A 26,317-nucleotide genomic window follows, 5' to 3' on the forward strand; every position below is an offset into this window, starting at 1 on the left:
CGGCTCAGTTCCCGCCGTCGTCCGCGGTGGCCTGGTCCTGGAAGCCCGGGATGTCCGTGCGGTCGTCGGACGTGGGCACGTCTCCCGGCAGCTGCAGCGACTTGGCCAGCGCACCGGGACTCCACGTGCCCCAGTGCGTCTCGGTGCGCAGCTCCAGCGCGGCCTCCGCGGGCAACGCATCCGGCTCGTACGGGTCGACCCGGTACAGCGAGCCCCAGTCGGTCTCGGTGTCCCCGCGCAGGTACGTCGGCAGTTCCTGCACGCTGGCGGCCACGGTCATCCAGCCGAACGGACCGCCGGCGTCCGGGGACGACCAGCCCATCCCGATGTCCCGGACCTCGGCGCCCGCCGCCACGCGGAACTTCGGCATCTCGGCGATCCCGTCGTACAGCCCGGAGATCCGCAGGCACGGGTGCACCAGGGCCGCTGGCCACTCGACGAACGTCGGATCGTCGCCCACGACCGCGGTCATCTGCTCCAGCTGCGGCACGCGCGGGGCGCTGACCGCCAACCAGCCGCCGGTGCTCACCGCGTGGTCGACGGCGACCACGCGCATCATGGTGGCGCCCTCGGCCTGTTCGCCCAGCATCTCCCGGTGATCCCGCCAGCGCGGTGCGCCGGGCTGGACGATCCCGCTGCGCCCGGTCACCTCGAAGCCGTTCTCGGTCTCCCGGCCGAATTCGTAGGTCACCGAGTTCGCTCCGGACTCCACTCCCGCGATGCTGAGCACCACGGGAAGCTCGCCGTCCACCGCCTGCTGCGGCAGCTCGTACCACGGCGTGCGGAGCTCGCCGGTGCCCGAACCGGAATCGTCGTAGGAGCCCCAGACCGGTGCTTCCGGGCCGCCGAACCGGTGCGGCGGCTGCCAGTCCGGTTCCTCCGGATCGGCCGGGTTCTCCTGCGGCACACCGGGTTCGCGGAAGCCGTCCTGCTTCTCGCGCAGGTACTCGTCGGCGGTCTCGGAGTCGGCGAGCCGTTCCGGCGGCACCTTCAGCGCGGGATCCGCGGTCGGCGCGGCGGTACCGGGTTGCTGCGCGGCGGGCCGCAGGATCCCGGCCTTGGGATCGGTCTCCACCGAGATGTAGTCGGACAGCCCACAGCTGGATCCGGTCAGCTGCTTGATGTTGTCCGTGCCCAGCGAGTACGTGTCCGGGCGCTCCTGGATCACCTTGCCGAACGCGGCCAGCTCGCCGAGCACCATCAGCGCGCACAGCACGGACAGCGGGGCGGTGCCCAGGCGCAGCGCCCGGCTCTGCCGTTCCCGCCCGCTCCAGCTCTCGTCGACGACCTTCGGGTTGTTCTCGTCGATGCGCAGGTGCTCGACCAGCGCGACGATCCCGGCGACCGCGGCCACCAGCAGGAACAGCGTGCTGAAGTTGTATCCCTGGAACGACGGCGGTTTGTCGAACCACGGCACGCCCCAGCCGGACACGTACCACCAGGCGTTCGGGCCGGTGGCGGCGAAAGCGAGGATCACCATCAACCCGGCCACGAACGCCGCCCGGTTGCGCCGCGAGCGCAGCACGGTCGTCGTGGTGGCCAGCGCGGTCAGCGCCGCGAGCGCTCCGCCGAAGGCGGCGAAGATGCCGAAGTGGTGCGTGTGCTTGGTGGGCGTGACCGCGAGCACCGCGAAGCCCATCGCCGTGATCGCCAACAGCCTGCGGCTGGGACCCAGCGCCGCCCCGCGGATGCGGCTGCGGCGCAGCAGAACCACCGCGCAGGTCACCAGGCACAGCATGACCAGCAGCACCGGGAAGCGGCGGGTCAGCGAACCGTCGGGGGTGGGGCTGAACAGCAGGTCGTAGCGGCTCAGTTCCTCGTACCAGCGCCCGTGCGGGCCGAACTCGGTCTTGAGGTCCATGGAGTCCATCACCGACTGCCAGGTCTGGTCGGCGAACACCACGACGAGGATCACGAAGCCGGACGCGGCCAGCGGCGCGAGCACCGGCAGCCAGCCGAACTCCCGGGCGCGCTTGCGCACCAGCCGGTAGAGCGGCTTGATCGCGGCGATGAACGGTGCGACCGCCACAAGCCCGTGCGGGTTCACCCCGACCGAGAACGCCGCGGCGACCAGGCCCAGCGCGGCGGGCATCAGCCTGCTGGTCGCCACCGCGCGCTCCACGGCGCACAGCGCCAGCAGCGAGCACAGCACCACGACCGGTTCGGCGCGCAGCCCGTTGTTGTACGGCAGCCAGAACGCCAGGAACACCCCGGCCGCGGCCCAGCCGGCCGCGTTGCTGCGCCGGACCCGCTGGCCGAGTCGCGGCATGACCTCGCGGCTGATCAGCAGCCAGCTCACGATGCCCATGAGCAGGGCGGGCAGCCGGACCCAAGGAGTTGCGGTGGATATCTGCACCCACAGCGCGTAGAGCTCGTAGAACCAGCCGAACGGCGATTCCGGATTGGCGAACCACCGGTAGTAGTTGCTGACGTACCCGGCGCTCTCCCGCGACCGGATCATGTTCAGCACGTATCCGTCGTCCGAGGTCATGGCGCCGATGAGCCACCAGGCGCCGAGCGTGGCGTAGACCGCGCCGTCGCGCAGCGTCGGCTTCCACCACTTGCGCGGGACCAACCGCACCGACTGGCGCCGGGCCAGCACGTCCAGCCGCCGCAGGCAGACGATCGATCCGGCGAAGGCCGCCACCGCGCCGAGCATCACCGCGATCTTCAGCGGTGTGGCGTAGCTGGCGAACCGGTTGTCCACGCGGGCTTCGAACGAGACGCCGCTGATGTCATCGGCGGCGGCGTCCAGTTCGGAGAAGATGCCGGTCAGCTGCGGGCGCTGGTCGCCGCGCATCTCGACCCACTCGGTGCCGTCGATGGTGGCGGTGGTGCCCTCGGCGTCCGCGCGCAGCGCGATCGAGCAGTCACCGGGCGGTAGCGCCTCGGTGGCCACCTGCTGGCCCTGGGACAGCAGCACCGCCTGCCCGCCGTCGACCTGCAGGCCCAGCCCGGTCAGGCTGCCGTAGTCCGAGGACGGGGGATTGGTGCTCAGCAGCGTCGCCGGCCCGTCGGTGCGCGCGTCCAGGCTGCGCGCCGCCGAGCACGGCGTCTCGGACTCCAGCCACAGCGGCGAGTACGAGACCAGGGGGGCCGAGACGGATCGGGTGCCCTGCTCCGTCGGCCACTTCAGCGTGCCCACGTCGTGGTTGACCGGGAGGAAGGGGACGAGCAGCGCCAGCACGGCGCCGACGAGTCCGAATATCGTGGCGAGCAGCCGAAGTTTCTTGGCCGACTGAGTGTGCACGGGTGGAAACCATACGGGCGTTGATCGTCCTGCCCGGGCGCACCCCTGCGTGCGTTCTCGAACGCGGGTTCGGCCGTGCCGCGGGTCTTGTCCGCCCTGCGCTGCCCGCACCCGATCCGGCGGAGGGCGTAGGCTGGGAGAGTCGGTCGCCCGTGCTCGGCGGGCATCCGCGAACCCCGCCCGGTCGAAGTCGCGGGGGCGGTCTGTATGATGGTTGAGAACTTCTCGCCGCCGGACGTGCGGAGAGGCTAAACGCCTGTTGAGGCCCCGATGGCCTGCGCTGATCGGCTGTCGAGACAGGAATCCACCGAGACGCTGCACCAGCGGCGTGGTAGGAATCCCCGGCCGAGGTCGGGGTGGACGTCCGCCGCAAACCTGGTGAAGTAGCGAAACCGAGCAGCAGGAGACTTCCGACTCATGTACGCGATCGTCAAGACCGGCGGCAAGCAGTACAAGGTGGCTGTCGGGGACGTCGTCGAGGTCGAGAAGCTCGATGGCGAGCTGGGCTCCGAGGTCACTTTTCCGGCGCTTCTGGTCGTCGACGGCTCCGATGTCACCGCCGACGCCGACGCGCTCTCCAAGGTGGCGGTGACCGGCAAGCTGGTCGAGCAGACCAAGGGCCCCAAGATCCGCATCCACAAGTTCAAGAACAAGACCGGCTACCACAAGCGGCAGGGACACCGGCAGAAGCTGACCCGGGTCGAGGTCACCGGCATCAACAAGTGAGGACTTGAGCAGCCATGTCAACCAAGAAGGGCGCATCGAACTCCCGCAACGGCCGCGATTCGAACCCGAAGTACCTCGGGGTGAAGCGCTTCGGTGGCGAGGTCGTCAACGCCGGTGAGATCCTGATCCGCCAGCGTGGCACCAAGTTCCACCCCGGGGCGAACGTCGGCCGCGGCAAGGACGACACGTTGTTCGCGCTGTCCACGGGCACGGTCCTGTTCGGTCGCTACCGCGGCCGCAAGGCGATCAGCGTGGAGCCGGCCGAGAGCTGACCCGCTCTCGGCAACGAGTACCTCCCGACGAGGGGCGGGTCCGGTTCGTCCGGCCCGCCCCTCGTCGTTTTTTCGTCGCGCATCCGGTGCGCCGCGGTTCGCCGAACCGCGACCCACGTCCGACCGCGGCCCCGTGCAAGAGCAGTCCGATCATCCTGGAGGCATCGTGTCCCGGTTCGTTGACCGCGTGACGATCAACGTCGCGGCGGGTTCCGGCGGCAACGGCTGCGCGTCGGTGCATCGGGAGAAGTTCAAGCCGCTCGGCGGGCCGGACGGCGGCAACGGCGGCCGGGGCGGGGACGTCCGCCTGGTCGTCGATCCCGGGGTGCACACCCTGCTGGACTTCCACTACCGGCCGAACCTGCGCGCCCAGAACGGCAAGTTCGGGCGGGGCAGCATGCGCAACGGCGCGGTCGGCGACGACCTCGTGCTGCCCGTGCCGGACGGGACGGTGGTGCTCGACCGGGACGGCGAGGTGGTGGCCGATCTGGTGGGTACCGGCACGACGTTCGTGGCCGCGGAGGGCGGTCGCGGTGGTCTCGGCAACGCGGCGCTGGCCTCCCGCGCGCGCAAGGCGCCCGGTTTCGCGCTGTTCGGCGAGCCCGGCGACGAGCTCGAACTGGTGCTGGAGCTCAAGTCGGTCGCCGACGTGGGCCTGGTGGGCTTTCCCTCTGCGGGCAAGTCGTCGCTGATCTCGGTGCTGTCCGCGGCCCGCCCGAAGATCGCCGACTACCCGTTCACCACGCTGGTGCCGAACCTGGGCGTGGTCACCGCGGGCGAGACCGTGTTCACGGTCGCCGACGTGCCGGGGCTGATCCCGGGCGCCAGCCAGGGCCGCGGTCTCGGGCTGGAGTTCTTGCGGCACGTCGAGCGCTGTGCGGTGCTGGTGCACGTCGTCGACTGCGCCACGCTGGAACCGGGCCGGGACCCGATGTCCGATGTCGACGCGCTGGAGGCCGAGCTGGCCGAGTACGCGCCCGCCCTGCAGGCCGAGGACGGTGCGGACCTGGCCTCCCGCCCGCGCATCGTCGTGCTCAACAAGGTGGACGTGCCCGAGGCCCGCGAGCTGGCCGACCTGGTCCGGCCGGACTTCGCCGAGCGGGGCTGGCCGGTGTTCGAGATCTCCACCGCCTCGCGGGACGGGCTGGCCGAACTCGGTTTCGCGATGGCCGCCGAGGTGGAGCGCTACCGGGAGCAGCTGCCGCCGTCGCAGCCGGCGCGCGTGGTGGTGCGACCGACCGCCGTCGACGACCGGGCCGACTTCACCGTGGAGACCGATGCGGAGGACCCGGAGGCGTTCGTGGTGCGCGGGCGCAAGCCGGAGCGCTGGGTGCGGCAGACCGACTTCGACAACGACGAGGCCATCGGCTTCCTGGCCGACCGGCTGGCCAAGATCGGGGTGGAGGAGGAGTTGGCCGCGCGCGGCGCCGAGCCGGGCAGCCAGGTCACCATCGGCGGCGTGACCTTCGACTGGGAGCCGTCCACCCCCGCCGGGATCGCCGCCATGCACGGCAACCGCGGCACGGATGAGCGCATGGACCGCAACGACCGGGTCCGCGCTGATGAGCGCAAGGCGGCCAAGAAGGCCCGCCGGACCTCGCTGAACGAGCACGGCGAGTACGTGGGCGGGGACGACGAGCCCGATGAGGAGGACCGGTGACCGCCGAGCTCTCGCCCGCCCGGCAGGCGGTGGCGGCGGCGCAGCGGATCGTGGTCAAGGTCGGTTCCTCCTCGTTGACCACGGCGCACGACGGTTTGGATACCGAGCGGTTGTCCGCGCTGGTGGACGCGGTGGCCGGGCGGGTCGCCGCGGGCGGCCAGGTCGTGCTGGTCTCCTCCGGTGCCATCGCTGCGGGACTCGCCCCGCTCGGGCTGCGGCGCAAGCCCAAGGACCTGGCCACCAAGCAGGCGGCGGCCAGTGTCGGGCAAGAGGCGCTGGCCCGCGCTTACGCGGAGTCCTTCACCCGGTACGGGCTGGTGGCCGCCCAAGTGCTGCTGACCGCGGATGACGTGGTGCGGCGGGTGCACTACCGCAACGCGCAGCGCACGTTGAACCGGCTGCTCGGGCTGGGCGCGGTCCCGGTGGTCAACGAGAACGACACGGTGGCCACCACCGAGATCCGGTTCGGGGACAACGACCGCCTCGCGGCGCTGGTCGCGCATCTCGTGGGTGCGGACGCCCTGGTTCTGCTGTCCGATGTGGACGCGCTGTACGACGGGGATCCGCGCGGTGGCGGTGCTTCCGCGATCACCGAGGTGAACGGCCCCGCCGATATGGCCGGGGTGGACGCCGGGAGCACCGGCTCGTCCGGGGTCGGCACCGGCGGGATGGCGTCCAAGGTCGGGGCCGCGCGGCTCGCCTGTTCGTCCGGGATCCCGGTGCTGCTGACCTCCTCCCGGTTGGCCGACTCGGCGCTGGGTGCCGCGGATGTCGGCACGGCGTTCGCCGCCACCGGATCGCGGATGTCGGCACGCCGCTTCTGGTTGGCGCACGCCGCGGGCGCGACCGGCCGGCTGTGGCTGGACGACGGGGCCGTGGCCGCGGTGGTGGACGGCCGGCGTTCGCTGCTGCCCGCGGGAGTGACCGCGGTGGAGGGCTCGTTCGACGGCGGCGACGTCGTGGAACTCGTCGACCCGGCCGGTGTGCTGGTGGCGCGTGGCGTGGTCGCCTACGACGCCGCCGAGCTGCCCGACCTGGTCGGCCGGTCCACGCACGACCTGCCGCCCGAGCAGCGGCGCGAGGTGGTGCACGCCGACGACCTGGTGGCGATGCGCAGGCCCGTCCGTACCGCCTGATCGGCCGGGATCACCCGGTCGTGGCCAGCGCGAACGGCAACACCGCCGGTGCTCCGGCTCGGCGCAGGGAGCGGCCCACCACCGCCGAGGTCCATCCGGTGTCGCTGAGGTCGTCCACCAGCAGGACCGGTCCGCCCACCTCGGGCAGCCGTGCGGACAGCTCCTCCGGGACCCGGAGCCGGTTCCACAGCGCGGCTACCCGCTGAGCGCTGTTGCTCGGCCGCGGCGGGGCCGCGTGCGGGTCCGGGACGACCTCGCCGAGCAGCGGCAGCCTGCCCACCGCGGCGATGCGTTCCGCGATGCTGCGTACCAGGACCGGGCGGGTGCGCGAACCGATCGCCACGACGCCGACCGGGCGCTGCGACCAGTCCCACGCCGCCAGCACCTGCACGCAGGCCTGGAACAGGTCCTCGGGCAGCGGCTGGTCGGCGGCCGCCGGGCCGAGCAGGTCGCGCAACCGGTTCCCGCGGCCGATGTCGGTGAGCCGCCCGACCGCGCGCCCCGGTTCGGTGAGCTCGTCGGCGGAGAGCCTGCCGGACACCTCGACGCCGAGCTCGGACATCCCGGACGGCCACATCTTCCGCGGCGCCAGTTCCACCCCGGGCCGGTCCAGCCGGTCCCGCGCCTGCTGCACCGCCTGTTCGTCGACCTGCGCCGAGTACCCGGACCCGGTGCAGTTGTCGCACCGCCCGCACGGCGCGGCCTCGGGGTCGTCCAGCCGCTTGCGCAGGAACTCCAGCCGGCAGTCGTCGGTGTCCTGGTACTGCAGCATCGCGGCTTGCTCGGCTTCGCGTTCGGCGGCGATGCGCTCGTAGCGCTGCCCGTCGTAGTGCCACGGCTCGCCGGTGGCCTCCCAGCCGCCCTTGACCCGGCGCACCGCACCGTCCACGTCGAGCACCTTGAGCACCATCTCCAGCCGGTTGCGGCCGAGCTCGACGTGCGGCTCCAGCGCCGCGGTGGACAGCGTCCCCCGGCTCTCCAGCGCCGCGAGCACCGCGCGCACGGTCCGCTCCGGCGGGAATGCCAGCGATGCGAAGTAGCTCCAGATGTCCCGGTCCTCCGGTCCGGGCAGCAGCAGCACCTCGGCCCGCCGCACACCGCGCCCGGCACGCCCGATCTGCTGGTAGTACGAGATCGGGGAGGACGGTGCGCCCAGGTGCACCACGAACCCGAGGTCGGGCTTGTCGAAGCCCATCCCTAGCGCGGATGTCGCCACCAGCGCCTTGACGCGGTTGCCGAGCAGGTCCGCTTCGGCCTGCCTGCGCTCCTCGGCCTCGGTGCGCCCGGTGTAGGCGGCGACCTGGAACCCGCGGTCGCGCAGGAACGCGGTGACCTCCTCGGCCGCGGCGACGGTCAGCGCGTAGACGATCCCGGATCCGGGCAGCTCGTCGAGGTGCTCGGCCAGCCAGGCCAACCGGGCCTGGGCCGTGGGCAGCTGCAGCACCCCGAGGCGCAGGCTCTCCCGATCCAGGCTGCCGCGCAGCACCAGGGTCTCCTCCGGCGCGGCCTCCCCGCCGACGCCGAGCTGCTCGGAGACGTCCTGCACCACGCGGTCGTTGGCGGTGGCGGTGGTGGCCAGAACCGGAACCCCGTCCGGGAGTTCGGCCAGCAGCGTGCGCAGCCTGCGGTAGTCGGGCCGGAAGTCGTGGCCCCAGTCGGAGATGCAGTGCGCCTCGTCGACCACCAGCAGGCCGGTCTCGGCGGTGAGCTGCGGCAGCACGGTGTCCCGGAAGTCCGGGTTGTTCAGCCGTTCCGGGCTGACCAGCAGCACGTCCACCTCGCCGCTGGCCACCTGCTCCTCGATGTCGGCCCACTCCTGCTGGTTGGCCGAATTGATGCTCGCCGCGTGCACACCGGCCGCCGCGGCGGCCTCGACCTGGTTGCGCATCAGCGCCAGCAGCGGGGACACGATCACCGTCGGCCCTTCGCCCAGCTCGCGCAACAGCGCGGTGGCCACGAAGTACACCGCGGACTTGCCCCAGCCGGTGCGCTGCACGACCAGGGCGCGGCGCCGGTCGAGCACCAGCGCCCGGATCGCCTGCCACTGGTCCTCGCGCAGTTCGGCGTCCGGCCCGGCCAGCGCGCGCAGCCGCTCGTCGGCGAGTTCCCGCAAGACCTGTTCGTCCACGCCCCGATTCCTACCGGGCCACCGCTCGGGGCCGGTCACCGGGACCCGAACCTGACCGCCGGGGTGTCGCGGTGGCGACTACTCTGGGGGACGTGACCACTACCGCAGCTTCTACCGATCCTGCCCGGCTGACCGGCGACGACCTGCGCGACCAGGTCCGGGACGCGGCCCGCCGCTCCCGCCGCGCTGCCGCGGGCCCGGCGCAGGCCACGCGCGCGGACAAGGACGCGCTGCTGCACGCCATGGCCGACGAGCTCGTGTCCCGCAGCGCGGAGGTCCTGGCGGCCAACGAGCGCGACGTCGCCGCGGCGCGTGAGGCCGGAACGCCCGAAGCACTCGTCGACCGGCTGCGGTTGGACGCCGACCGGATCGCCGGGATGGCCGGCGGGCTGCGCACGGTGGCCGGGCTGCCGGATCCGGTGGGCGAGGTCGTGCGGGGCGACGTGCTGGCCAACGGGCTGCAGCTGCAGCAGGTCCGGGTGCCGCTGGGCGTCGTGGGCATCGTCTACGAGGGGCGCCCGAACGTGACCGCGGACGCGGCCGGTCTGGCGGTGAAAGCGGGCAACGCGGTGCTGCTGCGCGGTTCCTCCTCGGCCGAGCGCTCGAACACCGCGCTGGTGGCGGTGCTGTCCGAGGTGGCGGTCGCGCACGGTTTCGCCGCGGACACCATCCAGCTGCTGCCCTGCCACGACCGGGCCACCGTGCAGCACCTGATCACCGCGCGCGGGCTGGTGGACATCGTGATTCCGCGCGGTGGTGCCGGGCTGATCTCCGCGGTGGTCGAGCAGGCGACCGTGCCGACGATCGAGACCGGAGTCGGCAACTGCCACGTCTACGTCGACGCGAGCGCGGACGTGGACACCGCGCTGCGCATCCTGCTCAACTCCAAGACCCGCCGGCCGAGCGTGTGCAACTCCGCGGAGACGGTGCTGGTGCACCGGGACATCGCCGCCGAGTTCCTGCCGCGCGCGCTCGCGGAACTCGCCTCGGCGGGCGTGACCGTGCACGGCGACGAGTCGGTGCAGGCCGTCGGGGGCTCAAACGTGGTACCCGCGGTGGACGAGGACTGGGACGCCGAGTACCTCTCGCTGGACATCGCCGCCCGGGTGGTGGAGTCGCTGCCCGCTGCGATCGAGCACATCCGTGAGCACGGTTCCGGGCACACCGAGGCGATCGTGACCACCGATGTCCGGTCGTCGCGGCGGTTCGCGGCGCAGGTGGATGCGGCGGCGGTCGCGGTGAACGCCTCGACTGCCTTCACCGACGGCGCCGAGTTCGGCATGGGCGCCGAGATCGGCATTTCCACGCAGAAGCTGCACGCCCGCGGGCCGATGGGACTGCCCGAGCTGACCTCGACGAAGTGGCTGACCTTCGGCGACGGGCACGTGCGCCCGGGGAGCTGATCGTGTCCGGGCCGCGCCGCAGGAACGACTCCGCGGCTACCCGGCAGGCGCTGCTGCGCGCGGCCGCGGATCTGTTCGCGGAGAAGGGGTTCACCGCGACGACCGTCCGCGACGTGGCCGGCCGGGCCGGGGTGAACCAGGCGTTGGTGTTCCGCTACTTCGGGTCCAAGCAGGAGCTGTTCGCCGCGGTGCTCGGTTCGGACGCCGAGCTGGCGGCCAGCGAACCGGTCGACGAGCTGCCCCGGCGCGTGCTGGACGCGCTGGTGGGCGAGGAGCCCGACGCCGAACACCACCGGCTGCTGGCGATGCTGCGCTCCTGCGGCGATGCGGACGCGGCGCAGTTGTTGCGCACCGAGGTGGGGGAACGCTACACCGCGCGGCTGGCGGAGCTGTCCGCCGAACCGGATGCGCGGTTGCGCGCCGATCTGGTGCTGGCCTGGTTTCTCGGCCTCGGCCTGCTGCGCTCGGTGCTGGGCGCGGAGTCGCTGGTGCGCGCGGATCCGGAGGTGCTGGAACGGCACGTGCTGCGCGCGGTGTCCGCCTTGCTGGAGCGGGTTGAGCCGCCGGACGACGAAACCTGATCGGCGGGCGCGTTCCGGTCCTCCGCTGCGTAGTCTGGGTATGTAAGCAAGCGCTTACAACAGACGTACGGGAGTTCGGATGAGCACCACGCGAGCGAGGACCTATCCGTTCAACGCGGGCGAGGGGCTGGACCTCGATCCGCTGTACGCGCAGTTGCGCGCGGAGGAGCCGCTGTCCCGGGTGCAGCTGCCGCACGGCGAGCCGGCCTGGCTGGCCACGCGGTACGAGGACGCCCGGACCGTGCTCGGCGATCCGCGGTTCAGCCGGGCGGCGGTCGTGCACCACGACGAGCCGCGCACGCGGCCCAAGCAGCGCAACGACGGTCTGCTCGCCATGGATCCGCCCGATCACACCCGGTTGCGGCGGCTGGTGGCCAAGGCGTTCACCGCCCGCCGTGTCGAGCGGCTGCGCCCGCGCACCCAGGAGATCGCCGACGGCCTGGTGTCCCGGATGCGCGCGGCGGGGCCGCCCGCCGACCTGGTGGAGGACTTCGCGCTGCCGCTGCCCATCACCGTCATCTGCGAGCTGCTCGGGGTGCCGTTCGCCGATCGCGACGACTTCCGCACCTGGTCGGATGCCTTCGTGTCCACCACGCTGCTGACCGCGGCGCAGGTCGAGGACCACATGGAGCGGATGTTCGACTACATCGCCGGTCTGATCCAGCAGCGCCGCGCCGAACCCGCCGACGACCTGATCAGCGGTCTCGTCGAAGCCCGCGACCAGCAGGATCGGCTCACCGAGCGGGAAATGGTCGTGCTGGCCTCCGGGATCCTCGTCGCCGGGCACGAGACGACCGCCTCGCAGATCCCGAACTTCGTGCACGTCTTGCTGGACAACCCGGAGCAGTGCGCCGCGCTGCGCGCCGACCCCGCGCTGATCCCGGCGGCCGTCGAGGAGCTGATGCGGTTCGTGCCGCTGGGGGCGGGCGCCGGTCAGGCCCGCTACGCCGCGGAGGACGTGCAGCTGGGTGGCGTCACCGTCCGCGCCGGGGAAGCCGTGCTGGTCAGCACCGGTTCCGCCAACCGGGACGAGCAAGCGTTCCCCGAGCCCGAGCGGTTCGACGTGCACCGCGAGGGGCCGTCGCACCTGGGCTTCGGGCACGGCCCGCACCACTGCCTCGGTGCGCAACTGGCCCGGATGGAGCTGCAGGTCGCGTTGGCGACCCTGCTGGACCAGCTGCCCGGGATGCGGGTGGGCGGTCCTGTCGAATGGAAGTCCGGCCTAGCGGTACGAAGCCCGCGGCGGATGCCCCTCACGTGGCAGGCTGCGTGATCTCGCTCATATCCGAAAGGGGTTTCCGCATGAGTTGGCTGATCGAGGTGGACGGGCAGACCTGCATCGGCTCCGGCATCTGCGCCGGAACGGCTCCGGACGACTTCGAGCTGGTCGACGGGGTCTCGCACGCCAAACGCACCGAAGTCGAGCAGTCGGAGGTCGTCGTGGACGCCGCCGAGTCCTGCCCGGTGGAGGCGATCCTGGTCAAAGATGCCGACAACGGGGAGATCGTCGCCCCGGAAGCGTGACGCACAGCACTCCCGAATCGCGTCATGCGGGTCCGGACGGCCCGTCCCACCGGTGTGCGCGCCCGCGGGGCCGCACAGCGACCGGTGGGCGGGCCCCCAGCCGCCACCGGTCGTGCACGGTCGCGGGGCCGGTCGCCAGGGGGAGTGCCGGCCGGCTCCGCGCACCGGGCCCCGCGGCGCGAGCGGAGGCCGCCCCGCTGGTTAGGCTCTGCACCATGTCTGGTCGACGCCGGATCGGTGTCATGGGTGGCACCTTCGATCCCATTCACCACGGCCACCTGGTGGCAGCCAGCGAAGTGCAGGCCCAATTCGGGCTGGAGCAAGTGGTTTTCGTGCCGACCGGGCAACCCTGGCAGAAGAGCCACGAAGTGGTCAGCCCGGCGGAAGACCGCTACCTGATGACCGTGGTGGCCACCGCATCGAACCCGCGGTTCCTGGTCAGCCGCGTCGACATCGACCGCAGCGGGCTGACCTACACCATCGATACGCTCGGCGATCTCGGTGCGCAGTTCCCCGACGCCGAGCTGTACTTCATCACCGGCGCCGACGCGGTGGAGCAGATCCTGTCCTGGCACCGCGTCGAAGAGCTCTTCGGCATGGCGCACTTCATCGGCGTCACCCGGCCCGGCTACTCGCTGGACAGCGCGCACCTGCCGGACGGGGCTGTGTCGGTGGTGGAGATCCCGGCGATGGCGATCTCCTCCACCGGATGCCGCGACCGGGTCCGCGCGGGACTGCCGGTCTGGTACCTCGTCCCGGACGGCATCGTCCAGTACATCACCAAGCGCGGCCTGTACCGGGACGAAGACGCCGCACCAACGGCGGAGTGGGGCCCGTGACCATCCGATGCCGCTCGGGCCGGCCGTAGTGGCCGCGGCAGCCTGCCGGTCGAGGGGCGCTGAGGCCGAAAGAGGCCTCGCCACGTGCATCGTGCTGCACGGCAAGGCCTCTTCGGGCTCTCGCCTCGCCCGAAATCGCTGATCGCGTCCGCGCTGCTCTGCACGATCTCCGCAGCCGCGTTCGGGGACGCGGAGATCGCTCCGGTCACGCTGTCGGAGCTGTTGATGGCGCCCCGTCGTCAAGATCTCCACCGCTCGGTGCGGCGGCAGCGGCGATTCCAGCACGGCCGAGCAGCGCGGCCGAACGGCCGGGAGCGTACTCCGTTCGGGCAGTCATCGTAGAGGACAGACCGAACGATCGGCGACCATGCCTGTGTTCCCGGATGTGCGTCGCAAGCGTTCAGCGGCCGCGGAATCAACTGCCACGCGAATACCGAAAGTCGGTTCAACGTGGGCCATTCGACGTCTGCCGGATGTCGATGTTCCGGGATCGGAGCGAGCGGGGGCGGAGATATGGCCGGCGAGTACGTGTTCGGCGAGGCGACCGATGATGATGTGCGGTTGCGCGCGCAATCCGCGGTGCTCGATCCGCTCACCGCGAGGTTGTTCGACCAGGCTGGGCTCGCACCGGGGATGCGGGTGCTCGACATCGGCAGCGGGGCGGGCAACGTCGCTCTGCTCGCGGCTGAGGCCGTGGGGCCGCGCGGCGGCGTCGTCGGTATCGACCGCGATCCCCACGTGCTGGAACGTGCTCGGCGGTTGGCGGCCGGTGCGCCCAACGTCGAGTTCCGCACTGGTGATCTGCGCAGCACCGACGGCCTCGACGTCCTGGACGGGGAGTTCGACGCGGTGGTGGGGCGTCTCGTGCTCGCGCACACTCCTGATCCGGTCGCTGCACTGGGTGCGGTGACGCAATGGGTTCGTCCCGGCGGGCTGGTGTGCATGCACGAAGGCGATCTGGCTCACGAGTGGACGAGTCACGCGACGCCGCTGTGGGAGCAGGTGCGCGGGTGGCTCCTGGAGGCATGTGCCGCGGCCGACGTCGACGCGCGGATGGGGCCGGTGCTGTACGCCACGTTTCGCTCGGCCGGCCTGCCTGAACCCGACCTCGTGCTGGAAGCGCCCGTCGGGGGCGGTGCCAGGACACCGACCTTCGGCTGGTCGAATTCCGTTCGCGCGCTGCTGCCGGTGCTGGAGAGACTCGGTATCACCTCAGCCGAGGAGGCCGAGGTCGAGACGCTCACCGAGCGGCTCGATGCCGAGATCGTCGCGCGGAACGGAACGGTCCTGGGCCCGTTGATGTACGGAGCTTGGTGCACCACGCCCCGAGCCGGGTGAGCTGTCCGCCATGGCCGCGAAGGCTCATCGACGAAAGCGCCGGAGTGGCGCGGTGAACGCCCCCGGCCCGCTAGCCGGTCGGGTCCGTGCTGAATTGGCCGTGGAAGCCGTAGGGGATGTGGTGCGGGAGTTCGTCGACGTGAATGGTTCGTTGAGAACGATTCGGAAGGGAGCAGCCCCGCGCCGCGCTCGGTGCGGACGCTCCGCGCGGCATGGTCCTATCCCTGGGTATCGGGCTGGAACGGCACTTCCTCGACGTCTGGCGCGCCGCGGCGGAGAAGTAGCCACTAGCGGGCGGATTTCGCGCGCTGCGCGTCGGCGTCCTGCCAGAACTCCCGCAGCGCGTGGTTGACCAGCTCGGGTTCTTGCACCTGCGGGTAGAAGCCGGGCACGGTCAGCAGCTCGCCGCCGACGCGATCTGCGACGACCCGGGCGGTGATGGTGAGCGGTTCCCCCGCCAGCCTGCGGTACTCCTCGGGAGCCCCCGCCCAGTCGCCGATGATGACCAGCGTCGGCCACGGCGCGGCGGCGATCGGCCGGAGATCGACCGGCGCGTCCCAGCACGGGCGTTCGCCCATCGACGTGCGGGCCGTGCGGAGGCGCTCCGGGGTCGCCGGCGGAGTGGGCATGCCGACGCCGTCCGTCGCGAGGCGCAGGTACTCCTCCGCCGTCATCTCGGCAGGCAGTTCCGCGGTCGCGGCCCGGTTCCGGACGAGGAGGTCGGCGATGACCGGGTGCTCCTCGGCGACGCGCATCGAACCCGGCTGGATCAGGGTCAGCGACCGGACGAGATCGGGGCGCTGCGCCGCGGCCAGCATCGCGGCGACACCGCCGTAGGAGTGGCCGACCAGGTGGGCGCCGTCGCCGAGGACCGAGACGATGTCGCGCGCGTCGACCTCGTAGTCCGTGCGGTACGGGCCCGCGAGGTCGGGACTGCCGCCGTGGCCGCGGCGGTCGACGAGCACGATCCGGCGGTCGGCGGCGAGGGGGTTTGCCGGCCGAAGCCGTAAGCGTCGTCACGTCCCCAGGTCAGCACGCCGTGCACGAACACCGCGGGCGGCTCGGCGGCACCCGGCTGCGCCAGGACGCTGATGTCGACGTCGATCATGGCGTTCATGCAAGCAGACGGGAATGACCTGCCCAGCATCGGCGGTGGTCCGGGCGCAGCTGAACCGCTCGACGTCGATCGGGATCGGGCTGGCTATCCTCGATGCAGCGGGTGCTCCGGTCGTCGGGGCCCGAGAGGAGTGTTGTGGCAGCCACCGAGAACGCGCGGGAACTGGCGCTCGTGGCGGCGCAGGCCGCCGCGGACAAGAAGGCCACCGATGTGGTCGTGCTCGACGTGTCCGAGCAACTGGTCATCACCGATTGCTTCCTGATCGCCTCCGCCCCCAACGAGCGGCAGGTCGAGTCGATCGTGGAGGCAATCGAGGAGAAGATGCGCGCCGCCGGGACCAAGCCGGTCCGCCGCGAGGGCGCCCGCGAAGGGCGCTGGGTCCTGCTGGACTTCGTCGACGTGGTGGTGCACGTCCAGCACGAGGACGAGCGCGCCTTCTACCAGCTGGAACGGCTCTGGAAGGACTGCCCGCAGGTGGAGTTCCGGGATTCCGCGGAGCCGGCCGGCGGTGCGACCGGCGCGGACGCCGAGGAATGACGCTGCACCGGGTGGTGCTCTGGCGGCACGGGGAGACGGATTACAACGCGGCCGGGCGGATCCAGGGGCACCTGGACAGCGAGCTGAGCGGTGCGGGCCGGGCGCAGGCGGCGCGTGCCGCCCCCGCGGTCGCGCAGCTCGGGCCGGAGCTGGCGGTCAGCTCCGATCTGCAGCGCGCCCAGGTCACGGCCGCGTCGTTCTCCGAGGTCAGCGGGGTGCAGCCCCGCCTGGATAAGCGACTGCGCGAAACTCACCTCGGCGAGTGGCAGGGGCTCACCGGCGCCGAGGTCGAGGACGGCTGGCCCGGTGCCATGTCCGAGTGGCGCGCCGACCCCGCGTGGGCGCCGCCGGGTGGTGAGTCCCGGCTGGAGGTCGCCGAGCGCGCGTTCGAGGTCGTGCAGGAGCTCGACCAGGCGCACGGTGAGTCGGCCTTGCTGTGCGCGCACGGCGGGCTCATCATCGCGCTGACCGCGCGGATGCTGGACCTGCCGCTGCATCTCTGGCCGTCGCTGGGCCGGGTGGGCAACTGCCACTGGGTGGTGCTGTCCCGGCGGCCCGGTGGCGTGGACGCGTGGCGGCTGGATCGCTACAACGCCTCGGTCGCCGACGAGGGCTGAACCGCGCGCGGGCCGAGTCCCTCGGACGGGTGGGGCGGGGCCGTATGGTTGCAGCGTGCCCACAGCAGTCGTCACCGATTCGACCGCCTACCTCCCGCCCGGCCGGGCCCGGGATCACGGGGTGCGCACCGCGCCGCTGCACGTCAGCGTCGACGGTGCCGGCCCGATCGATGAATGGGACTTCGGGCCGGACGACCTGCATGCCGCCTTCGCCCGCAAGCACCGGGTGACCACGTCCGGAGCCACACCGGAGGAGCTGGCCGAGGTCTACCGGTCCGCATTGGACGAGGCGGACGAGGTCGTCGCCGTGCACCTCTCCCGGCAGCTGTCCGGAACGTGGGACGCCGCGCGGGTCGCGGCGCGCACCGTCGATCCCGGGCGCATCCGGGTGGTGGATTCCCGCTCGGCGGCCATGGGACTGGGTTTCGCGGTGCTGGCCGCCGCGGACAGCGCGCGCGGGGGTGCGGATGCGGACGAGGTGGCTCGGGTCGCCGCCGATACCGCGCAGGCCGCGACCACCCGGTTCTCCGTGCAGACGCTGGAGCACCTGCGGCGCGGTGGGCGGATCGGTACTGCGGCGGCGGTGCTCGGCACGGCGCTGGCGATCAAACCGCTGCTGCACGTGCACGACGGGCGGATCGAGGCGTTGGAGAAGGTCCGCACCACCAGCAGGGCGGTGTCCCGGTTGGTGGAACTCACCGTCGCCGAGGCCGGTTCCGGCTCTGCGGTCGCGGTGCACCACTCGGGCGCACCGGACCGGGCCGAGGAGCTCGCCGCTCGGATTCGCGCCGAAGCCGGGGCGGAGCTGGACTGCGTGGTCTCTGAAGTGGGCGCGGTCATCGGTGCGCACATCGGTCCGGGTGCGGTCGGGGCGGTCGTGCTGCCCGGTGGGTGGCGCAGCGCGGATCGAGCCGGGAACTGAACCGGCGGCGTCGTGTTGTCCACATAGGTCCGAATGGTCCACAACTTGCGAACGTGACCCTGTCGGAACCGGTTCCGCGATCCTATCGTCGATTCCATGTTGGACATCGGAGGATTTCGCAGCACGGGAGAGGTTTCGGCGAACGCGGCGGATCGATCGCCCCGCAACCGGTTGCGCGACCTGCACCGGGACGCCGGTTCGGACACCGCCGAACAGCGCTGCGAACCGGGATACACCGCACCGGACCGGGAACCGGAACCACCATCGGCGGTGCGCCGGTTCGCGCTGCGCTGGCTGCCCGCTTCGCTCGTCGAGTCCCGTGTGGACCCCGGCCGCCCCGGTGTCCTCGCGGTGGCGGTGGTCGCGATGCTCGCCCTCGCGGGTTTCGGGGTGTTCGCCTGGACCAGCCGGCCGGTCGCCGAACCCGCCCCGCCCCCGCCGCCGGTGTCCCCACCACCGCACGCCGAACCTCCACCGCCGGAAAAGGTGGTGGTCAGCGTCGTAGGCCGGGTGCGCGAGCCCGGTCTGGTGACGGTTCGACCCGGTGAGCGGGTCGCCGATGCGCTCGTCGCCGCGGGTGGCCCGCTCCCGGAGACCGACATCACCGCGCTCAACCTCGCGCGCCGACTGGCCGATGGTGAACAGCTGCACGTCGGGATCCCGCCACCACCGCAGTCCGAACAGTCCCGCGAGGACGGCAAGGTGGATCTCAACTCCGCCGACGCAGAGGAGCTCCAGGAGCTGCCCGGAGTGGGCGAGTCGACGGCGCAGCAGATCGTGCGGTGGCGCACCGATCACGACGGCTTCGCCTCGGTCGGGCAGCTGCGCGAAGTGGACGGGATCGGCGAATCGCGGTTCTCCGAACTGCGTGACCTCGTGCGGTCATGACCGACCTGCGGCTGGTGCCCGCCGCACTGGCGGTGTGGGGAGTGACCCTGGCCGGACTGCATTCCGGACCGCTGGGCACGGCGCTCTGCGGTGCCGCAGCGCTGCTAGCGGCAGGCATCCTCCGTCGGCGGTGGGGGACCGGTCCCGCTGCCCGTGCGGGTGTGGTCGTACTCCTGCTGATCGGTACGGCATGCACGGGCCTGGCCGTGCGGGGGCACGCCGTGCAGCAACATCCGCTGCGCGCCGCTGCCGAGCGGGGCGCGGAGGTGACCGCGCGGGTCGAGCTGACCACTCGGCCGCGTCCACTGGACGGGGCGTCCTACGGTGCCCGCCCGGCCGCCCAGCGCGCGGTCGCGCAGGGAAACGTGCAGTCGGCGGACATCGACGGGCGGGTCAGCAAGGCCGACGGCCGAGTGGTGCTGCTGGTCCCTACAGCGGGGTGGGCGGACCTCATCGCCGGCCAGCAGGTCGTGGTCACTGCCAAGGCCGCGCCCGCCGAGGCAGGTGAGCTGACCATCGCGGTGCTGCAGACGTTCGAGCCCCCGGCGGAGCCGACGCAGCCACCGGGCTGGCAGCGCACGGCGGAAGACCTGCGCGAAGGGCTGCGCCGGGCATCGGCGGACGTGCTGTCTCCCGGTGCGGCGGGGCTGCTGCCCGGTCTCGTCGTGGGGGACACGCGCAATCTGCCGCAGGAGGTGGAACAGGACTTCACCGATGCCGGAATGACCCATCTCACCGCGGTTTCCGGAGCCAACCTGGCGATCGTGTGCGGAGCGGTCTACGCGCTGCTGTACGTGCTGGGTGCGCCTCCGGTGCTGCGGGCCCTCGGTTCCGCGGCTGCACTCGCCGGGTTCGTGGTGCTCGCCGGTCCGGAGCCCAGCGTGTTGCGCGCGGCGGTGATGGGGGCCGTCACGCTGCTCGCGGTGGTGCTCGGCAGGCAGCGCAGTGCGCTCCCGGCACTGGCCGCCGCGGTGATCGGTCTGCTGCTGGTGTTACCGGAAATGGCCACCACGGCGGGCTTCGCGCTGTCGGTCGCGGCGACCGCGGGATTGGTCGTCGTAGCACCGGTCTGGGCGCACGCGCTGCGCGAGCGGGGCGTGCCCGCCGGTGTCGCCGAGGCCGTCGCGGTGTCGGCGGCGGCGCAGGTCGTCACGGCCCCGCTGGTCGCGGGGATGTTCGGGGAGGTCAGCGTGGTCGCCGTCCTCGCCAACCTGCTGGCCGGCCCGTTGGTCGCCCCGGCGACCGTGCTGGGCGTGTTGAGCACGGTCACCGCGCCGCTGGCCGACTGGCTCGCCCGGCTCTGCGCGCGGCTGGCCGGTCCCGAGCTGGAATGGGTGCTGCTGGTGGCCGACCGGGCGGCGCGCGTCCCCGGTGCGGTGGTCGACTGGCCGAGCGGGGGAGTGGGCGGACTGCTGCTGGCCGCGATCACCGCCGTCGCACTGGTGGTGCTGCGCAGCAAGCGGAACCGGTTGCTGGTGCTGGTGGCGGTCGTGGTCGGCGTGCTCGTGCTGGTTCCGGTGCGCACGGCGCTGCCTGGTTGGCCGGGTCGGGACTGGAGCATGATCGCCTGCGACGTCGGGCAAGGCGACGGTCTGGTACTCGCTACCGGGCGCGCGGACGAGGCCATCGTGGTGGATACCGGTCCGGATCCGTCCCGGCAGGCCGAGTGCCTCCGTGGGCTGGGTGTGCGGCGGATCCCGCTCGTGGTGCTCACCCACCTGCACGCCGACCACGTCAGCGGGCTCGGCGCGGTGCTCGCCCGGCACCCGGTCGGTGCGGTGGCCGTCGGGCCGCTGCGCGAACCGGCGTGGGCGATGGACGAGGTCGTCCGGCAGACCCGCGAACGCGGCGTTCCGGTCATCCCGCTGCAGGAAGGGCAGCGAGCCGACTGGCCCCGGCTACGGCTGGACGTGCTGGCACCGGCCGGGGACGCGGCGGAACTCGGGCCGGAGGACGCCAACGACGCCTCCGTGGTGCTGCGGGCACGCACCCCGGCCGGGCGCGTGCTGCTCACCGGTGACGTGGAAATCCCGGCCCAGCAGCGGTTGCTGGCCTCCGGCGCGGATCTGCGTGCGGACGTGCTCAAGATCCCGCACCACGGATCCCGGTACAGCTCCCCTGAGTTCCTGCGCGCGGTCGCCCCGCGCGTGGCGGTCGCCAGCGTCGGCGCGGACAACGACTACGGGCATCCGAGCCCGTTGGTGCTCGATGCGCTGCGCGGCACCGGTACCCGCGTGCTGCGCACCGACCAGGACGGGCACATCGCCGTGCTACCCGGTACGCACGGCGTGCAGGTGGCTGCGCGCGGGGACCCGCTACGTGCTGACGAGGAGTGAGGTGCGCATCCGCTGCGACAGCGAGAACCCCGCCACAACAACGAATTTCGCGGTAGTCGGGTGCCGCGCCCTCGCGGGCTCGACCGTCGGGCGCCCGCCCTGCCCGGGCGTGGGCAGGGCGGTTCCGCTGCGGGCTCAGGCCTGGCGCAGCGCCTCGTCGACGGCCTCGACCGAGGGCGACACCGTGGCCTTCGGGCCGATCCCGTCCTGGACCGCATCCAGGGTCTTGAGTCCGTCGCCGGTGATCAGCAGCACGGTCTCGGCGTCCGGGTCGATCTTGCCCGCTTCGATGAGCTTCTTAGCGGTGGCGACGGTCACGCCGCCCGCGGTCTCGGCGAAGATGCCCTCGGTCCGGGCCAGCAGTTTGATGCCCTCGCGCACCTCGTCGTCGGTGACGTCCTCGATCGACCCACCCGTCTGCCGGACGGTGTCGAGCACGTAGGGCCCGTCGGCCGGGGCGCCGATGGCCAGCGAGCGGGCGATCGTGTCCGGCCGCACCGGTTGCACCACGTCCTGGCCTTCCTTGTAGGCCGTGGCCACCGGGGAGCAGCCGGTCGCCTGCGCGCCGAAGATCTTGGTCGGGCTCGGCTCGACGAGGCCGACCTCGCCCAGCTCGTTGAAGCCCTTGTGCACCTTGGTCAGCTGCGATCCGGAGGCGATCGGGACCACGATCTGTTCCGGCAGTCGCCACCCGAGCTGCTCGGCGACCTCGAAGGCCAGCGTCTTGGAGCCCTCGGAGTAGTACGGCCGCACGTTGACGTTGACGAACGCCCAGTCCTCGTGCTCCCCGGCGAGCTCGGTGGCCAGCCGGTTCACGTCGTCGTAGTTGCCGTCGACGGCCAGCAGCGAGGTGTCGTACACCGCGCTCATCAGGATCTTGGCCTTCTCCAGCGTCTTGGGCACCAGCACGACCGAATCCCAGCCGGCCCGCGCGGCCGCCGCCGCCACCGCGTTGGCGAGGTTGCCGGTGGACGGGCAGGCCAGCACCTTGAAGCCGAACTCGCGGGCGGCGGCCAACGCCACGGCCACCACGCGGTCCTTGAACGAGTGCGTCGGGTTGCCCGTGTCGTCCTTGACCCAGATCCGCTTGACGCCCAGCGCCTTGGCCAGGTTGTCCGCGCGGATCAGCCTGGTACAGCCGGGATCGGTACTGGCGTGCTGCTCCACATCGGACGGGACCGGCAGGAGCTGCTTGTAGCGCCAGATGGAGCGCGGGCCGGCTTCGATGTCCGCGCGCCGCACCGTCCCGAAGTCGTAGGCCACTTCCAGCGGGGAGAAGTCCTCCAGCGACACGAACTCGGGTGCCAGCGGCTGGCGGTGCTTCTCTTCTTTGGACACCAGCTCGGCGGCGGGGCCCAGGTCGAGGGCCTTGCCGGTGGTCCGGGTTCGGGCGGCAGCTGTCATCGCGAGGTCCTTTCCTCATCTATCCCGCGGACGGGTCGGAATTGGCACCTTTTTCGTCGGCGGCCTCGCGGTAGAACACGATTCGCCGACAACGGTTGCCGGGGCTTCAACGGGCCGTTCCCTCTGCCCCTCTGGATGAGCTATTCGGTTGTGCCAGCAACGTTAATGGACGGGGACCGCTCCTGGCCAGTGCCGTCCCCCCGCCGCAACCGTGGGACGATGCCGGTATGAGCGCCTCAGCAGCCTCCGCGGATCCGCTGCAACTGGTCGTCGGTGACGAGGAACTGCTGGTCGAGCGGGCGGTGCGCTCCGCAGCCGCACGAGCGCGCGAGTCGGCGCCCGAAGCCGAGCTGCGCAGGGTGAAGGTGAGTGAACTCACCGGTCCCGAACTGGACGAACTGCTCAGCCCGTCGCTGTTCGCGGAAGACCGCGTGATCGCGCTGGAAGCTGCGCAGGAAGCGGGCAAGGAGATCACCGAAGCCCTGCTCACGCACGCGCGGCAACCGGCCGACGGGCTGGTGCTGATCGTCGTGCACTCCGGCGGTGGACGCTCCAAGCACGCCAAGGAACTGCCCGCGGCGCTGCGCAAACTCGGCGCTGCCGTCACCGAGTGCACGAAGATCAGCAAACCCGCCGAACGCGAGGCGTTCGTCGCCGATGAGGCCCGCCGGGCCGGGGGCAGGATCGACGCGGCCGCGGTGTCCGCGCTGATCGAAACAGTGGGTACCGACCTGCGTGAACTGTCCTCCTCGGTCACCCAGCTGGTGGCCGACACCGGCGGCAGGGTCGACGAGGACGCGGTGCGCCAGTACCACCGGGGGCGAGCCGAGGTCACCGGCTTCACCGTGGCGGAGAAGGCCGTCACCGGGGACGCGGCCGCGGCGTACGAAGCGCTGCGCTGGGCCCTGCAACTGGGTGTGCCGCACGTGCTGATCGCCGATGCGCTCGCCGACGCGGTGCGCACCATCGGCCGGGTCGCCTCGGCCGGGCGCGGGGACCCGTTCCGCCTGGCCGGGGACCTGGGGATGCCGCCGTGGAAGGTCAAGAAGGCGCAGGCGCAGGCCCGGGGCTGGAGCAGCACGTCAGTCGCCGCCGCGCTGCAGGTCGTCGCCCGGGTCAACGGCGAGGTCAAGGGGCAGGCCGCGGACGCCGACTACGCGCTGGAGCGCACCGTGCGCGAGCTCGCCGCCCTGCGCAACGGGCGCTGACCGGCCGCTGACGCGAAAAGGGCACCCCGAACGTCCTCCGGGGTGCCCTCATCAGATCCGGGTGCGCAGCGGTGCTGCGCCGATCCGGTCGCTCAGAGCGAGTTGGCGCGCTTGGCCATCGCCGACTTCTTGTTGGCGGCCTGGTTCTTGTGGAGCACGCCCTTGCTGGCGGCCTTGTCCAGCGCGCGGCCCGCGGCCTGCTGCAGCTCGACGGCCTTGTCCTTGTCACCGGCGGCAGCGGCCTCGCGGAACTTGCGGATGGCGGTCTTGACCGACGACTTCGCGGCCTTGTTGCGCTGCCGGTTCTGCTCGTTGGTCTTGATCCGCTTGACCTTGGACTTGATGTTGGCCACTGTGCGCCTCTTCCTCGTCTCGCGCTGTCGATTCGTGCCGCGCTTCAACGGCGCTGCGCTGGGCAGCCTTCCTCCACTGCGGAATGCCGCACGGCACGAAATCCAGAGTAACAGCGCCGACCTGCGGAGACGTCGACGGGAGGGCACGCGCTGCTGCGCGGCCCGGGAACGGCGGTCCCCAGCCTAGGGGGTCGGTTCCGCCGCGACCAACCTCCGCGGAGGGTGATCACGACCATGTTCGGCATCCGCCCTGCGCGCGGGTCCGCTGGCCTAGAGTCGCCGTCCGTGTTCACCGAGCTGAACTGGCCGGGCTTCGCCGATCTCACGCTCGCCGCCCTGCTGTTCCTGTGCGCGGCGGCCTTCCTGGCCGGGGCCGTCGACGCGATGGTCGGTGGTGGCGGCCTGATCCAACTGCCCGCGATCCTGCTGGTGGCACCTGGTGGAGCGGCCATCCATTCCCTGGCCACCAGCAAGGTGGCCTCGATCGCCGGCACCGGCGCGGCGGCCTGGACCTACGCTCGCAAGACGCCGATCGATTGGCGCGCAGCGATTCCCATGGCCGCGGTGGCCCTGCTCGGTTCGCTCGGCGGGGCCGTTTTCGCCGACGCGCTGCCGTCCGGGGTGCTCAACGCCGTGGTGCTGGCCGCACTGGTGGTCGTCGGCGTCTACACCTGGCGCAGGCCCGACCTGGGTTCCGTCGACGCCCCGCGGTTCGCGCGATCCGCGCAGCTGCTGGCGATGCTGGCCGGTGGGGCGGTCATCGGGTTCTGGGACGGCATCGCCGGGCCGGGAACGGGCTCGTTCCTGGTGTTCCTGCTGGTGGGCCTGGTCGGGTACGCGTTCCTGCACGCCTCCGCCGCGGCCAAGGTGGTGAACGTGGCCACGAACATCGGTGCGCTGGTCTTCTTCGTGCCGGCGGGCAAGGTGCTGTGGGGACTGGGGATCGCGCTCGCGATCAGCAACGCGGCCGGCAGCGTGCTCGGCGCGGTCGTGGCCGCCCGGCGCGGATCCGGTTTCGTGCGCCGGGTGTTCCTCACCGTGCTGGTCGGACTCCTGGTCAGCCTCGGCTGGAAGGTCGCCGCAGCGGGCTGATTCCGGCGCTCGCGTGCGTCCTTTCCGGACCGGGTCGCGGTCGGTAATGTCCCCGCGACGTTCGAGCGGACCACCTGGGAGGTCGGTGATGGGCGCGCTCGGTCTGGTTCTCGTGGTGGCGGCGGCCTTCGCGCATGCCGGCTGGAACTTCTTCGCCAAGCGCGCCGGTTCCGCCGGGGCCGGATTCGTCTGGCTCACCGCGGCCGCCTCCGCGGTGCTGTACCTGCCGGTGATGCTGGTCTCCCTGCTGGTGTTCCCGCTCCCGGACTGGCGGCCCTGGCTGCTGGTAGCGCTCGTCAGCGCCGTGCTGCACCTGGGCTACTACCTGACGCTGCAGCGCGGCTACGCCGTCGGCGACATGTCGGTGGTCTACCCGCTGGCGCGCGGAACCGGGCCGCTGCTGGCGATGTTCATCGCCGTGCTCGTGCTCGGCGAACGACCGGGCCCGCTGGGTCTCGCCGGTGGGGCGGTGGTCGTGCTCGGGGTGTTCGTGATCGGTTTCGCCGACGGCGTGCCCCGGTTCGGTGCCGGAGGTGCCGCGTTCGGTCTGCTGTGCGGTTCGCTCATCGCGCTGTACACGGTGTGGGACGCGCATGCGGTGACCGCGCTCGCGATCGCCCCGCTGCTGTTCGACTGGAGCAACAACCTCGGACGATCGCTGCTGCTGGCCCCGTACGCGGCGGTGCGGCGCGGGCGCATCGCCGAGACCTGGACCACTTACCGCCGAGAAGTGCTCGCCGTGGCGGTCCTGTCCCCGCTGGCCTACATCCTCGTGCTGTTCGCGATGCGCCTCGCCCCGGTGAGCCTGGTCGCGCCCGGCCGCGAGCTGAGCATCGTGCTGGCCGGTCTGCTCGCGTGGCGGGTGCTGGGCGAGGCGCAACCCGTTCGCCGGCTGACCGGAGCGGCGATCGTCCTGCTCGGGGTGGTGCTGCTGGGGCTGGCGTGAGCGCGCCGCGGCGGCAGGTGCGCCCGGCGGGTAGAACAGG

22 protein-coding genes, 1 pseudogene and 1 riboswitch are annotated in these 26,317 nt (G+C 71.9%); of the genes and pseudogenes, 18 read left to right on the forward strand and 5 right to left on the reverse strand.

What is annotated here, in order from left to right; all coding sequences use genetic code 11:
- Positions 1-4 precede the first annotated feature (4 nt).
- A complete protein-coding gene (locus tag IQ251_RS08630; RefSeq protein WP_370591280.1) occupies positions 5-3,250 on the reverse strand; it encodes an arabinosyltransferase domain-containing protein in 3,246 nt (1,081 codons plus the stop codon).
- Between the two features lie 417 nt (positions 3,251-3,667).
- Between IQ251_RS08630 and rplU the strand changes: the two genes are divergently transcribed.
- The 4 genes from rplU (at position 3,668) to proB (ending at position 7,044) form a co-directional block, all read left to right on the forward strand.
- The gene (gene rplU / locus IQ251_RS08635; protein ID WP_193927965.1) at positions 3,668-3,976 is read left to right on the forward strand and encodes a 50S ribosomal protein L21; all 309 of its coding nucleotides are present in this window, start codon (positions 3,668-3,670) and stop codon (positions 3,974-3,976) included.
- Between the two features lie 14 nt (positions 3,977-3,990).
- Positions 3,991-4,248 (forward strand): 50S ribosomal protein L27, encoded by a 258-nt coding sequence (rpmA, locus tag IQ251_RS08640; RefSeq protein ID WP_193927966.1) that lies wholly within the window; start codon positions 3,991-3,993, stop codon positions 4,246-4,248.
- A gap of 163 nt (positions 4,249-4,411) precedes the next feature.
- Positions 4,412-5,908, forward strand: a complete 1,497-nt coding sequence (gene obgE / locus IQ251_RS08645; protein WP_193928108.1) for a GTPase ObgE — start codon at positions 4,412-4,414, stop codon at positions 5,906-5,908.
- Positions 5,905-7,044 (forward strand): glutamate 5-kinase, encoded by a 1,140-nt coding sequence (gene proB / locus IQ251_RS08650; RefSeq protein WP_193927967.1) that lies wholly within the window; start codon positions 5,905-5,907, stop codon positions 7,042-7,044. The genes obgE and proB overlap by 4 nt, the downstream gene beginning before the upstream one ends.
- A 10-nt stretch (positions 7,045-7,054) precedes the next feature.
- Here proB and IQ251_RS08655 read toward each other — a convergent pair whose 3' ends face one another.
- The gene (locus IQ251_RS08655) at positions 7,055-9,172 is read right to left on the reverse strand and encodes a RecQ family ATP-dependent DNA helicase (protein ID WP_193927968.1); all 2,118 of its coding nucleotides are present in this window, start codon (positions 9,170-9,172) and stop codon (positions 7,055-7,057) included.
- 92 nt (positions 9,173-9,264) lie between these two features.
- On the opposite strand from IQ251_RS08655, the gene IQ251_RS08660 reads away from it, so the two are divergent.
- From IQ251_RS08660 to IQ251_RS08685, 6 genes are all read left to right on the forward strand, one after another.
- The gene (locus IQ251_RS08660; protein ID WP_370591281.1) at positions 9,265-10,575 is read left to right on the forward strand and encodes a glutamate-5-semialdehyde dehydrogenase; all 1,311 of its coding nucleotides are present in this window, start codon (positions 9,265-9,267) and stop codon (positions 10,573-10,575) included.
- A 2-nt stretch (positions 10,576-10,577) separates the two neighbouring features.
- Positions 10,578-11,156: a TetR/AcrR family transcriptional regulator gene (locus IQ251_RS08665; RefSeq protein ID WP_370591282.1), complete on the forward strand. Its 579-nt coding sequence runs from the start codon at positions 10,578-10,580 to the stop codon at positions 11,154-11,156.
- A gap of 79 nt (positions 11,157-11,235) precedes the next feature.
- Positions 11,236-12,429 (forward strand): cytochrome P450, encoded by a 1,194-nt coding sequence (locus tag IQ251_RS08670; RefSeq protein WP_193927969.1) that lies wholly within the window; start codon positions 11,236-11,238, stop codon positions 12,427-12,429.
- 29 nt (positions 12,430-12,458) lie between these two features.
- The gene (locus IQ251_RS08675) at positions 12,459-12,680 is read left to right on the forward strand and encodes a ferredoxin (RefSeq protein ID WP_193927970.1); all 222 of its coding nucleotides are present in this window, start codon (positions 12,459-12,461) and stop codon (positions 12,678-12,680) included.
- Positions 12,681-12,895: 215 nt separating this feature from the next.
- Complete coding sequence (nadD, locus tag IQ251_RS08680) at positions 12,896-13,519, forward strand: nicotinate-nucleotide adenylyltransferase (protein ID WP_193927971.1); 624 nt, start codon at positions 12,896-12,898, stop codon at positions 13,517-13,519.
- 513 nt (positions 13,520-14,032) lie between these two features.
- Positions 14,033-14,857, forward strand: a complete 825-nt coding sequence (locus tag IQ251_RS08685) for a class I SAM-dependent methyltransferase (protein ID WP_193927972.1) — start codon at positions 14,033-14,035, stop codon at positions 14,855-14,857.
- Positions 14,858-15,144: 287 nt separating this feature from the next.
- Here IQ251_RS08685 and IQ251_RS08690 read toward each other — a convergent pair.
- Positions 15,145-15,837, reverse strand: a pseudogene (locus IQ251_RS08690) (alpha/beta fold hydrolase); the annotation flags it as partial.
- A 272-nt stretch (positions 15,838-16,109) separates the two neighbouring features.
- On the opposite strand from IQ251_RS08690, the gene rsfS reads away from it, so the two are divergent.
- The 5 genes from rsfS to IQ251_RS08715 all read left to right on the forward strand — a co-directional run bounded on the left by rsfS (position 16,110) and on the right by IQ251_RS08715 (position 21,274).
- The gene (gene rsfS, locus IQ251_RS08695; RefSeq protein ID WP_193927973.1) at positions 16,110-16,511 is read left to right on the forward strand and encodes a ribosome silencing factor; all 402 of its coding nucleotides are present in this window, start codon (positions 16,110-16,112) and stop codon (positions 16,509-16,511) included.
- The gene (locus IQ251_RS08700) at positions 16,508-17,128 is read left to right on the forward strand and encodes a histidine phosphatase family protein (protein ID WP_193927974.1); all 621 of its coding nucleotides are present in this window, start codon (positions 16,508-16,510) and stop codon (positions 17,126-17,128) included. Before rsfS ends, IQ251_RS08700 begins: the two co-directional genes overlap by 4 nt.
- A 55-nt stretch (positions 17,129-17,183) precedes the next feature.
- Positions 17,184-18,050 carry a DegV family protein gene (locus IQ251_RS08705; protein ID WP_193927975.1) on the forward strand — a complete coding sequence of 289 codons (867 nt, stop codon included), beginning with the start codon at positions 17,184-17,186 and terminating at the stop codon, positions 18,048-18,050.
- Positions 18,051-18,146: 96 nt separating this feature from the next.
- Complete coding sequence (locus tag IQ251_RS08710; RefSeq protein WP_193927976.1) at positions 18,147-18,938, forward strand: ComEA family DNA-binding protein; 792 nt, start codon at positions 18,147-18,149, stop codon at positions 18,936-18,938.
- Positions 18,935-21,274, forward strand: coding sequence for a DNA internalization-related competence protein ComEC/Rec2 (locus IQ251_RS08715; RefSeq protein WP_193927977.1), 2,340 nt, complete (start codon positions 18,935-18,937; stop codon positions 21,272-21,274). Before IQ251_RS08710 ends, IQ251_RS08715 begins: the two co-directional genes overlap by 4 nt.
- Before the next feature lie 135 nt (positions 21,275-21,409).
- Here IQ251_RS08715 and thrC read toward each other — a convergent pair whose 3' ends face one another.
- Positions 21,410-22,678, reverse strand: a complete 1,269-nt coding sequence (thrC, locus tag IQ251_RS08720) for a threonine synthase (RefSeq protein WP_193927978.1) — start codon at positions 22,676-22,678, stop codon at positions 21,410-21,412.
- A 12-nt stretch (positions 22,679-22,690) separates the two neighbouring features.
- Positions 22,691-22,820: riboswitch (SAM riboswitch) on the reverse strand.
- Positions 22,821-22,905: 85 nt separating this feature from the next.
- Between thrC and holA the strand changes: the two genes are divergently transcribed.
- Positions 22,906-23,886, forward strand: a complete 981-nt coding sequence (holA, locus tag IQ251_RS08725; RefSeq protein WP_193927979.1) for a DNA polymerase III subunit delta — start codon at positions 22,906-22,908, stop codon at positions 23,884-23,886.
- Positions 23,887-23,978: 92 nt separating this feature from the next.
- Here holA and rpsT read toward each other — a convergent pair whose 3' ends face one another.
- Complete coding sequence (rpsT, locus tag IQ251_RS08730) at positions 23,979-24,239, reverse strand: 30S ribosomal protein S20 (RefSeq protein WP_193927980.1); 261 nt, start codon at positions 24,237-24,239, stop codon at positions 23,979-23,981.
- A 285-nt stretch (positions 24,240-24,524) separates the two neighbouring features.
- Here rpsT and IQ251_RS08735 point away from each other — a divergent pair, with 285 nt between their 5' ends.
- Together IQ251_RS08735 and IQ251_RS08740 are read left to right on the forward strand one after the other, a co-directional pair.
- Positions 24,525-25,331, forward strand: a complete 807-nt coding sequence (locus IQ251_RS08735; RefSeq protein WP_370591283.1) for a sulfite exporter TauE/SafE family protein — start codon at positions 24,525-24,527, stop codon at positions 25,329-25,331.
- An 88-nt stretch (positions 25,332-25,419) separates the two neighbouring features.
- Complete coding sequence (locus IQ251_RS08740; protein ID WP_193927982.1) at positions 25,420-26,277, forward strand: EamA family transporter; 858 nt, start codon at positions 25,420-25,422, stop codon at positions 26,275-26,277.
- Positions 26,278-26,317: the final 40 nt, after the last annotated feature.

It is taken from the genome of Saccharopolyspora montiporae, assembly GCF_015209505.1.
Classification (GTDB): domain Bacteria; phylum Actinomycetota; class Actinomycetes; order Mycobacteriales; family Pseudonocardiaceae; genus Saccharopolyspora; species Saccharopolyspora montiporae.

Bases quoted from the DNA above. Each gene is read 5' to 3' on its own strand.
- rplU (WP_193927965.1), top strand. From the start codon at position 3,668: ATGTACGCGATCGTCAAGACCGGCGGCAAGCAGTACAAGGTGGCTGTC.
- rpmA (WP_193927966.1), top strand. From the start codon at position 3,991: ATGTCAACCAAGAAGGGCGCATCGAACTCCCGCAACGGCCGCGATTCG.
- IQ251_RS08670 (WP_193927969.1), top strand. From the start codon at position 11,236: ATGAGCACCACGCGAGCGAGGACCTATCCGTTCAACGCGGGCGAGGGG.
- IQ251_RS08675 (WP_193927970.1), top strand. From the start codon at position 12,459: ATGAGTTGGCTGATCGAGGTGGACGGGCAGACCTGCATCGGCTCCGGC.
- nadD (WP_193927971.1), top strand. From the start codon at position 12,896: ATGTCTGGTCGACGCCGGATCGGTGTCATGGGTGGCACCTTCGATCCC.
- IQ251_RS08685 (WP_193927972.1), top strand. From the start codon at position 14,033: ATGGCCGGCGAGTACGTGTTCGGCGAGGCGACCGATGATGATGTGCGG.
- IQ251_RS08700 (WP_193927974.1), top strand. From the start codon at position 16,508: ATGACGCTGCACCGGGTGGTGCTCTGGCGGCACGGGGAGACGGATTAC.
- IQ251_RS08710 (WP_193927976.1), top strand. From the start codon at position 18,147: ATGTTGGACATCGGAGGATTTCGCAGCACGGGAGAGGTTTCGGCGAAC.
- IQ251_RS08715 (WP_193927977.1), top strand. From the start codon at position 18,935: ATGACCGACCTGCGGCTGGTGCCCGCCGCACTGGCGGTGTGGGGAGTG.
- thrC (WP_193927978.1), bottom strand. From the start codon at position 22,678: ATGACAGCTGCCGCCCGAACCCGGACCACCGGCAAGGCCCTCGACCTG.
- holA (WP_193927979.1), top strand. From the start codon at position 22,906: ATGAGCGCCTCAGCAGCCTCCGCGGATCCGCTGCAACTGGTCGTCGGT.
- IQ251_RS08740 (WP_193927982.1), top strand. From the start codon at position 25,420: ATGGGCGCGCTCGGTCTGGTTCTCGTGGTGGCGGCGGCCTTCGCGCAT.